At 38.1% G+C, this 9,937-nt stretch carries 9 protein-coding genes, 1 pseudogene and 1 riboswitch; of the genes and pseudogenes, 9 read left to right on the top strand and 1 reads right to left on the bottom strand.

Annotated elements, in window-relative coordinates:
* Positions 1–107: 107 nt before the first annotated feature.
* From CU633_RS22485 to CU633_RS22465, 6 genes and pseudogenes are all read left to right on the top strand, one after another.
* Positions 108–293 (top strand): hypothetical protein, encoded by a 186-nt coding sequence (locus CU633_RS22485; RefSeq protein ID WP_142383458.1) that lies wholly within the window; start codon positions 108–110, stop codon positions 291–293.
* A gap of 254 nt (positions 294–547) precedes the next feature.
* Positions 548–655: riboswitch (SAM riboswitch) on the top strand.
* 202 nt (positions 656–857) lie between these two features.
* A pseudogene (tnpA, locus tag CU633_RS23525) lies at positions 858–1,246 on the top strand (IS200/IS605 family transposase); the annotation flags it as partial.
* Positions 1,247–1,249: 3 nt separating this feature from the next.
* The gene (locus tag CU633_RS22480; protein ID WP_257959315.1) at positions 1,250–2,338 is read left to right on the top strand and encodes an RNA-guided endonuclease InsQ/TnpB family protein; all 1,089 of its coding nucleotides are present in this window, start codon (positions 1,250–1,252) and stop codon (positions 2,336–2,338) included.
* Between the two features lie 155 nt (positions 2,339–2,493).
* Positions 2,494–3,048 carry a MetQ/NlpA family ABC transporter substrate-binding protein gene (locus tag CU633_RS22475; RefSeq protein WP_101662765.1) on the top strand — a complete coding sequence of 185 codons (555 nt, stop codon included), beginning with the start codon at positions 2,494–2,496 and terminating at the stop codon, positions 3,046–3,048.
* Positions 3,049–3,064: 16 nt separating this feature from the next.
* Positions 3,065–3,877: a pyrroline-5-carboxylate reductase family protein gene (locus CU633_RS22470; protein ID WP_101662764.1), complete on the top strand. Its 813-nt coding sequence runs from the start codon at positions 3,065–3,067 to the stop codon at positions 3,875–3,877.
* Complete coding sequence (locus CU633_RS22465; RefSeq protein WP_101662763.1) at positions 3,874–4,638, top strand: VOC family protein; 765 nt, start codon at positions 3,874–3,876, stop codon at positions 4,636–4,638. The genes CU633_RS22470 and CU633_RS22465 overlap by 4 nt, the downstream gene beginning before the upstream one ends.
* 53 nt (positions 4,639–4,691) lie before the next feature.
* Here the strand turns inward: CU633_RS22465 and CU633_RS22460 are convergent, their stop codons facing one another.
* Positions 4,692–5,012: a DegV family protein gene (locus tag CU633_RS22460; protein ID WP_101662762.1), complete on the bottom strand. Its 321-nt coding sequence runs from the start codon at positions 5,010–5,012 to the stop codon at positions 4,692–4,694.
* A 150-nt stretch (positions 5,013–5,162) separates the two neighbouring features.
* Here CU633_RS22460 and cas9 point away from each other — a divergent pair, with 150 nt between their 5' ends.
* The 3 genes from cas9 (at position 5,163) to cas2 (ending at position 9,908) form a co-directional block, all read left to right on the top strand.
* Positions 5,163–8,354: a type II CRISPR RNA-guided endonuclease Cas9 gene (cas9, locus tag CU633_RS22455; protein ID WP_101662761.1), complete on the top strand. Its 3,192-nt coding sequence runs from the start codon at positions 5,163–5,165 to the stop codon at positions 8,352–8,354.
* 314 nt (positions 8,355–8,668) lie between these two features.
* Entirely contained in the window at positions 8,669–9,568 is a 900-nt protein-coding gene (cas1, locus tag CU633_RS22450) for a type II CRISPR-associated endonuclease Cas1 (RefSeq protein WP_180955088.1), read from the top strand.
* On the top strand, positions 9,552–9,908 hold the full coding sequence (gene cas2, locus CU633_RS22445; protein ID WP_308314824.1) for a CRISPR-associated endonuclease Cas2: 357 nt from the start codon (positions 9,552–9,554) through the stop codon (positions 9,906–9,908). The genes cas1 and cas2 overlap by 17 nt, the downstream gene beginning before the upstream one ends.
* Positions 9,909–9,937: the final 29 nt, after the last annotated feature.

The following is a 9,937-nucleotide window of genomic DNA, read 5'->3' as shown; positions in this document are numbered from 1 at the left end:
TAAACCCTCTGATATCAATGTATTTGCTTGATTTATATATTTAATTTTTGACAATACGAGAGAGTACATAGGAGTGGAGAATATGAATAGCACTGCGTGGAATGTCATTGATCCAAATGTTTAAAGGAAGAAATCCTGGAACCGGAGAACTGCCAAGAGTCATCGATGGTATACTGGAAGGAACCCTGGTTCCAGACTTTGGAGAATTGCCTGAAGAATTTGCCCCTGATATTGATCGCGATGACTATCAAAAAGTCTTAAAACGATTAATGAGCAATATTAAGTCAGATTAATGTTAAGACTGACCCTTCTATTTGTTGAAAGGGTTTTTTTGTTTTATTTAAAAAACCTTTAGCAGGACTATGGCATTGGCGAAGCAATCTTTAATGAATATGAGAGTTGAATCTGAAATTGGTTTAGTTCTGTCATCTTATTTGTAGAAAAATTTTGAACTAATGAAATTATGAAGTTATTTAGAGGCCAGATTAGATTGATGATTTATTATCGAGTGCTACTATCTTATTAAATCTTATTAAATTACTCGGTTTTCTTATCTAGAGAGGTGAAGGAATTTGGCGCGGTGAAATCTCAGCAGCGGACTCTTTTTGAGAGTGCTGTGCTAATTCCAACAAGCGCAAGACTTGGAAGATAAGAGAAGATTTCTTTACAGATTTTCCGAACGTGAAAGCCCACTACGGTGCGATAGCACCCCCTTGAGGGATGGGATGAAAGTGAGGTCGGATACGGCGTACCACTCAAAACCGTAAGGTTGGTGCTGCTTTAAGTGTCCGAAATTTGTCATCTTTTTTTGCTACTCATTTATGGTAGTTTGTAAATAAGATTGATACGATATTTCTATGAACCAATACAGACGAACAAACACAACTGTTTCTTTCATTCACGATCATTTCGTGTTCTGCTCTCGATACAGAAGAAAAATTTTTCTGAATATAGGAGGTGGAAGAACGCTTCAAAGCACTGGTAAAAGAAGTGTGTGAGGAAGATAGTTATTATCGCTCCCTGAATGCGATAAAGACCTACACATATGTTTCTCAGGTGCACTACCCATTTTAAATCCCGCGGATATATTATGGCAAAGGTGAAAGGAACCACATCTAAAAAACGGCGTGAAGAATTTGCGCATCTTCGGCACTTGCTGAGTTTATGGACATGCTCCTGTTTCGTTTCTCCCGCAGGAAACGTATCAACTGAGACTATAAAACAATATGTCGAACAACAAAAAAAGGGGGTGAAACTCGTGTCACAAACGATCACCGTTAAAATTAAACTGCTTCCAACAAAAGAACAGGCTTCCATTTTGAATGTGATGAGCAAGGAATATATTGCGGTGGTGAACAGCCTGATCTCTGAAATGGTCACCGAAAAGAAAAGTACCAGGAAAACAACAAAAGATGTTCCTGGAAATCTTCCGAGTACAGTGAAAAACCAAGCCATCAAAGATGCAAAAAGTGTGTTTTCTACAAAAATCAAGAAGAGTAAATACACCATCGTTCCTGTTCTCCAAAAACCTGTTTGTGTATGGAATAATCAAAACTACTCGTTTGATTCCACTCATATTCATTTGCCTTTGATGATAAATGGGAAAGTAAAGAAAGTCCCTATTCGTGCTTTGTTGACGGATAAACACAATCGCAATCTTGACTTGTTAACGCACAAATTAGGAACGCTCCGCATCACGAAAAAATCGAACAAGTGGATCGCACAAATATCTGTCACGATCCAAACACATGAGAACACAGGAACAAAAATAATGGGTGTTGATTTAGGCTTGAAAGTTCCTGCTGTGGTGGTCACAGATGATGGAAAGACCCGCTTCTTTGGCAATGGCAGACAGAACAAGTATGTGAAGCGAGCCTTTAAATCTAAGCGCAGGAAACTCGGCAAACTCAAGAAGTTGAATGCGATTGTCCATCTTGATGACAAAGAACAGCGCTATATGAAAGACCAGGACCATAAAGTAAGTCGTGCGATCGTGAATTTTGCAAGAGATCACCACATTTCTGTCATTCGCCTGGAACAACTTGCGAACATAAGACAGACGGCAAGAACAAGCCGTAAAAACGAAAAGAATTTGCACAGTTGGTCCTTCTATCGCCTGTCTCAATTTATCGAGTACAAAGCAAAATTAATGGGTATCAAAGTTGAATATGTGAATCCCGCCTACACTTCGCAAACTTGTCCAAAATGTTCTGAAAAGAACAAAACAAGTGGCCGTAAGTACAAGTGTAAATGTGGATTTGAGACGCACAGGGACAGAGTTGGTGCAATGAATATTCGTTATGCACCTGTGGTTGGCGGTAACAGTCAATCAGCCTAAGATGCTATACGCACTGTCTTAGGAGGGGCAATGAGATGCCCTTATCTTGAAGGCTGTTCAAAACAGAAATGGACTGCGAACGTTTAGTCATTCAAGAATCCCATCCGTTACACCGAAAGGTGCAGGACTTGCGCCTTTAGGCGTGGGAGTCTCAAATGGAGGGAATTAATGCAGAGCAAAACATGGATATGATGGGAATTGCATTTGCGCCAAGTGCACCGCAAGGCCTTCATTCGAAAAAGCACAAATCACTTGATGAAGTTCAAGATGGTACAACTGTGGCACTGCCCAATGACCCGGTTAATCAGGAACGTGCTGTACGAATTTTGGAAGAACTCGGTTGGGTAAAAGTGAAACCTGATGCCGGCACGACTGATTTCAACTTGAACAGCGTAGAACCAGATCAGTATGAAATTAAGTTTGAAGTATTGGATCCTGCTCAGATCCTGGTGTCGCTGGAGGATGTAGATTATGGTGTTGTGAATGGCAATTATATCGCGAATGCCGGCAAGAAAATCACCGATGCACTGAAGATTGAAAATACACCGGAAGAGCACCGTGTCATCGTGACCATCGATAAGAAAAACAAAGACGCACAATGGGCAAAAGACTTGAAAGCAGCGTATGAGTCGAGTGAATTTGAAGAGTATATCAATTCCGAAAGCAAATATGACGGTTTCATTTTGCCGGAAGCATGGAAAAATAATTAGGAAGGACTTGGGTGAAATGGGAACGAAACGCATACATTTTATCGGCGGAGGACAAATGGCTGAAGCGATGATCCGCGCAGTTGTGAACAATCAGACAGTTGCGGCTGACGAAATTAGCGTTACCGATATTAATGAAAGCCGGGTCCGCCTGCTCAGCGGGTCATATGGTATTCAACACCAGGCTTCACTGGAACCTGCAGTGGCCAATGCGGACCTGATCGTTATTGCTGTTCGTCCGCAGGATGATCTGGCTGGACTGGGCAGGACGGTCCGCCAATTTGCGGCACCGGATGCGGCCATATTATCAATCGTTGCAGGTGTGACAATTGAGAAACTCGCCAGTTACTTCGGGGCTGACCGCCCAATCATCCGTTGTATCCCAAACACTCTGACGGATACTGGTCTGGGATACAGCGGAGCAGCACTGAATGCTTATGCATCCAAAGAACAAGTCGACACCTTCTTAAACGGCTTTGGCAAAGTACAATATCTCGATGAATCGCTGATTGATATTTTCACAGGTTTTGGCGTGGCCGGGCCGAATTACGTTTATTATTTCATAGAATCATTGGCTGATGCCGGCGTGCTCGCAGGTTTGCCGCGCGAACAAGCCTGGGAAGTCGCCCTGGAAAATGTCGCAGGCGCTGTCGCGATGTTAAAGCATAGCGGCCTCCACCCAAGGCAGTTGCTGGATATTAATAATTCAGCAGGCGGCGTCGGGATTAATGCTCTCTATGAATTGAATAACAGTGATTTTGCAGCGGGACTGCAGCGAAGCGTCCTTAAAGCCGTGAAGCGGACAACTGAACTGGGAGGACATCAGCAATGACGACGTTACATTGGGATCATACCGTTCATTATGTGAATGACCTGGAAAGTGCGATTCAAACGTTCAAAGAACATGGACTGATTGCCTTCAAAGGCGGTTCACATAAACAGTGGGGCACATATAATGCACTGAGCTATTTTGGCTTGACGTATATTGAGTTTTTGGGAATTGAAGACCGCGAATTAGTGGTAAAAGCCGATCCATCAAATGTGGTCGTCAAGGATGCTATCAAGATGTTGCCGGCAAATGAAGCCTTCAGCCGTGTTGCCATCCGTAGCGACGATATTGAGGATACAGCGGCTACTTTGAAAGCGCAGGGATTGAAACTGTCCCCCATCATTGACGGAAAACGTTTGAACACGCTGGGACAATTGATTGAATGGCGGATGATGACGATTGAGCGGGACTTTCAAGGACTTGTCTATCCTTTTGTGATCCAGTGGAAAGGCAGCGACGAAGATCGTTTGGAAAACCTCACAGCATCAGGGATTATCCAACCTCATCCGGCCGGTGACGTTTCACTCGACGAAGCGGTTTTCCACGTGCAGGACCCGGCAGCTGTTGCGGCACATTGGCAAAAACTATTTGGGTTAACTGCTCTCGAATCCACTGATTCCTCTGTGACGCTTGGAATTAGCGGCAAGTCATTTATTTTCAAACAGGGGGATGCCAATCAGTTGACACAATTGGTTTTTAAAACGGATGCACCTGATTTGAAAGGCAAAACGATAAGAATCGGAGAAGCTCAATACGTTTTTTGATCCTTATGAAAAAAGCAGGATACCAATAGGTTTCCTGCTTTTTTCACAATGTCTTAAAAAGAAATAATCATTCCGTTTTTCCCGGCGTAAGTGCCCATCGTTGCCCCCATATAATGAACAATTACGTCTTTCGGCTTAAATTTTTGAATGATTTCTTGTCTCATCATTTCTGCGTCATCTTCGTTGTCGGTGTGCGTAACCCCAAAAATGATATTCGAGAAATCTGCTTCCCTTTCGCCAATGATTTCGATTGCTCTTTTATGAAATTTCTTCGTGCCGCGAATCTTCTCCTTCATTTCTACGATACCATTAATACCTTCTAAAATTACTTTTATATTAAGGATTTTCGCAACAGACCCCTGGAATCTGCTCAAAAGATGTTCTCAAATTTTTAATTTGCTGCTTAAATGGATAACAAAATATGGTACTATTTGTATATAGAAAATATATAAAGGTTTGTGAGTTAGAACTGAGCTGAAAAATTGCAAGGATGGAACTTAAAAAAATGAAGGGATTGGTGTTCGATGAAGTTGGTATTGGGTCTGGATATAGGAATCTCGTCGGTTGGCTGGGGGATTCTTGATGAAAATACAGGCAATATTGTTGATGCTGGTGTACGTTTATTTGAAGAAGCAACCCGTAATGCAAATGAAGATCGCCGCAAATTCCGTGGTTCAAGAAGACTAAAAAGAAGGCGGATTCATCGTTTGGAGCGCGCTCGTCAACTAATGGATTCTATTAATTTTCCAGTATCAGCAATAGGACAAGAAGATCCATATCTTTCTCGCTATAATGCGATTTTTGGTACTGTTTCTAAAGAACAATTAGTTTGTGCTCTTTATCACTTAGTCAAGAGGCGAGGTACAACTCTTGATTCACTTGAGGAAGAAAAGTTAAATGGAAATGAATTATCAACTAAAGAGCAATTATCCCGCAACAAAAAATTACTGGAAAATAAATATATATGTGAAATTCAGTTAGATAGATTAGCGAACAAAAATGAAAAAATGCGAAATCACGAAAATCGTTTTCGTACTTCTGACTATGTAAAAGAAGCACGTGCGATCTTAAATAAACAAAAACAAGTCTATCCGGAAATAACAGAAGAATTCATTAAGAACTACATAGAATTAATTGAACAAAGAAGACAATATTTTGAAGGACCGGGATCAAGAAAATCCCCGACACCATATGGTTCCTTTTTTATTGATAGTGAAGGAAAACTGCAAGAAATCAGCATGATTAATAAAATGCGTGGTAAATGTACCTATTTTTCGGATCAATATCGGATAGCGAAAATGTCTTTTACTGCTGATTTATTTAATTTATTAAGCGGAGATTTAAACAAATTGCTTATAAATGGTGAGTATTTAACTTATGAGGATAAAGTATATTTAGTAGAAAATTTTGTGAAAAAGGGGAAAAATATCACCTTACCACAAATATTAAAATACAAAGGTTTATCAGATGATGCTGATGTAACAGGCTACAGGCAGGATTTGAAAACTGGTAAACCACTTTTTACAGAATTCAAAGGATATAAAGCTCTTCTGAAAGTAGTTATTGATCACAAATTGCCTGAAGAAATCTTGGATAATTATGATTTACTAGATGAAATAGTCGAAATTCTCACTGCTGAAAAGTCGTATCAACGTCGAGAAGAACAATTGCAAAAAATTTTTATCAATTATGATGAGGAAACAGTGTCCAAAATGGTCGATGCATTTAAAGAAAATACCATTTTTTCAGGATATCACGCATTGTCAAAGAAAGCGATCACCTCAATAATAGAAGAATTATGGCATTCAAACAAAAATCAAATGCAATTGTTTTCCGAGCTCGGTCTCGAACAACTACGTTTATCTTCAGTGAAAGAACAAAAACAAATCACTTTTGATGATGATGCAATATTAAGTACCGTTGCAAAACGGGCACATAGAGAAGCAATAAAGATTGTAAACGAGGTTCGAAACAAGTATGGAGAACTAAGCGCAGTAGTTGTTGAAACTGCTCGTGAAAAGAATAGTGAGGAGAAAAGGAAACAATATACTGACTTTCAAAAAAAGGAAGGTAATTTTGAAAAAGAAATGTCAAAATTATTGGGAGTAGCATCATTAGCTGATTTACATTTAAAAAGTAAACAGCGTTTAGCACTAAAACTGTGGCATTCACAAGATGGAAAGTGTATATACTCCGGAAAAAGCATTTCTGTTCATGACATCGTTACCGACCATTCTTTATTTGAAGTGGATCATATATTGCCAATTTCACTTTCATTTGATGACAGTCAGTCAAATAAAGTACTGTGTTACTATAGCGAGAATCAAAATAAAGGACAAAAAACACCTTTTCAATACTTTTTATCAGGTAAATCCTCACGAACCTTTGAACAATTTAAAGTGGAAGTTTTGAATCTATATAAAAGTCGTAAAATAACGAACAAAAAGAAAGAGTATTTATTGGAGCTGCGTGATATCCAGAATAATGAGGAACTTCAAAAAGAGTTTATTAATCGGAATCTGGTGGATACCCAGTACGCTATGCGCAGTTTTTCTATGACGTTGCGCACATTTTTTAAAGAGCATAATATTAATACGAATGTAATTTCAATAAGAGGATCTTTCACAGCAGCACTGCGTCGTAGAGCGCGATTAAATAAAGATCGTGACGAAAGCCATGCTCACCATGCAATCGATGCATTAATTGTGGCCGCTATTGGACGAATGCCTATTTTTGAGTTCTTTAAAGAATTCCGCATGAATGAATTAGGAGTCATAGTAGACAAGGAGACCTGTGAAATTTTGGAAGAAGATCAATTTTTTGAAGGTAAATATATCAATTTTATAAGAAGTTTAATGAATTATGAATCTAAAATTAAGTACTCTCACAAAGTGGATCGTAAAGCAAACCGCTCCATGTCAAACCAAACATTGTATGGGACTCGAAAGAAAGACAATGAAATTTATTGCTTGGGAAAAGTAAGTAATATTTACCAATTGAATAAAAACACTGTTGCACCTCTATTGAAACGATTAGAGAAGAAACCAGATGATTTCCTTATGGCAAAATATAATCCAGATATTTTTTCATTAATACAAAAGATTGTAAAAGAATATTCTTCAGCTGATAACCCTTTTAAAGCCTATTATGAAGAACATGGGTATATTATGAAGGATGGAAAAGTCCCTGTTAAGACGTTGCGTTATTATGATAGTAAATTAGGTGTTCATATGAACATAACGGAGCATTATCCGAACGCAAAAAATGAAGTAGTTGTACTCAGTGTTAAAAGTGTACGAATTGATCTTTATAAAAATAAAGAAGGAAAATATAAATATTTAGGTGTACCATATCATTGGTTCAAACAGCAGGGAAATTATTATATTTTGGATATAAATAAATATAATGAAGAAAAAAGACAACCTCATAAAAACATCGATGATAGTTATGAATTTCAATTTAGCTTATATAAAAATGATTTATTTTCATATGAAAAGGATGGAGAGTATCATGAACGAATTTTTAGAGGCGATAATAACCCCCGGCAGAATAAAATTGAAGTAGAATATGTTTATAGGAAAAAGCAACAGAAGGAACGAGCACAGGGGTTATTAGCACCGTCTACTTTTAAGAATGTAATTAAATATAATACGGACGTGCTGGGAAATAAGTATAAAATTAGCAAAGAAGATTTCAAAAGCTATTTACAATTATAGTAAGAGGTGGTAAAGTAAAAGAAGCGATAGAGGCCTCTATCGTTCTATACCGAAAATTGGGAAGACCTATCAAAACAAGGGTTTATCCCGAACTCAGCTTGTAGAGTTTCTCTACAAGCTTTTTTATTGTTATGAATGTTTGACTGAATTTTGTGGTAGATACCAATAGATATTAATACTAAAGTTCACGTAACTTTTCCTTCATCCTTGTTAACAAACCTGCATATTGAACGACCCTAGTCATGAATATTTTCTTAATATTTGGAAATAAATAGTTTTATTAATAAATTCTTTTAATGAAGGAGAAACAGAGCATGAGCTGGAGGATTGTTTATATCGAAGAGGGAGAGGAATTAAGGCTCTATTTAGATAACTTAAAAGTGATTAAACAAGAGCAAGAAATCCTCATACCATTATCAGACATACATACCATTATGGTGGATAACACGAAAACAATTGTCACTGGTCGATTGTTAAATAAACTTACCGAGTACCATATTTTATTAATATTTTGTGATGAAATTCATCATCCCAATGTATTTGCACTAGGCTTATATAGTCATTATAAGGTACATGGAATATTGATGAGGCAATTGAGTTGGACTAATGAGCTCAAAGGCGAAATGTGGCGGAAAATCATTAAAATAAAAATAGACAATCAGATATCAATACTGCAATATTTACATCGAGACAACGAAATTATTAACAAAATGAGAACACTTTCAAATAATGTAGATTTTGGGGACGAGAGTAACCGTGAAGGACATGCTGCGAAGCTGTATTTCGCTACATTATTAGGAGAACGATTTCGCCGACAAAGAGAAGCTGTGGATGCATACAATGCAGCACTAAATTATGGATACAGTATACTTCGTGCGTGTCTTGCCAGGACCCTTGTAGCCTATGGTCTGCATCCAGCTTTCGGAATCGGGCATCGCAATCAATTTAATGCTTTCAATTTGGCAGACGATTGTATGGAAGTTTTTCGGCCAATTATCGATTTATGGGTATCCATGACAGTTAGCGAATCAGAGTATTTAAGTAGAGACATGAAACAGAATTTAATTCGACGTTTAAGTGCCAAAATTGACGTTGGGGGTCAAAGACACACAGTATTAAATGCAATAGATCTATTTGTTCAATCTTTTTTAAATGCAATGAACAATAACGATCTAAATTTGCTGGTATACCCATCAGATGGCGTCGCCGTATAGGGTTATGAGATTATTATTATTTTTTGACCTCCCAATGAACACAAAGCAAGAACGTCGAGTATACACCAAGTTTCGAAAGTATTTGATTAGCAGGGGCTTTACCATGCTGCAATTCTCTGTATACGCAAAAATATTTCCTAATCGGATAAGTTTATTTCAATATATTGATGGATTAAAAAGAAACCTGCCTTCTCAAGGCTCTATTCGCATAATGGCTGTCACGGAGAAACAATACGAAAAGATGATTGTTTTAGTTGGTGGTAAATCAATTCAAGAAGAAATGATTACAGAAGATCCAATGGTGATAGTTAGTTTGAAAGAACCCAGAAATATGTCATAAGTAAAAAGTGCGCATAACAAAATAAGCCT

This window comes from Bacillus sp. V3-13, from assembly GCF_002860165.1.
Lineage (GTDB): Bacteria > Bacillota > Bacilli > Bacillales > Cytobacillaceae > Bacillus_BJ.
Note: the sequence above shows the minus strand (reverse complement) of the source record. Positions and strands in the feature narration are given on the sequence as shown.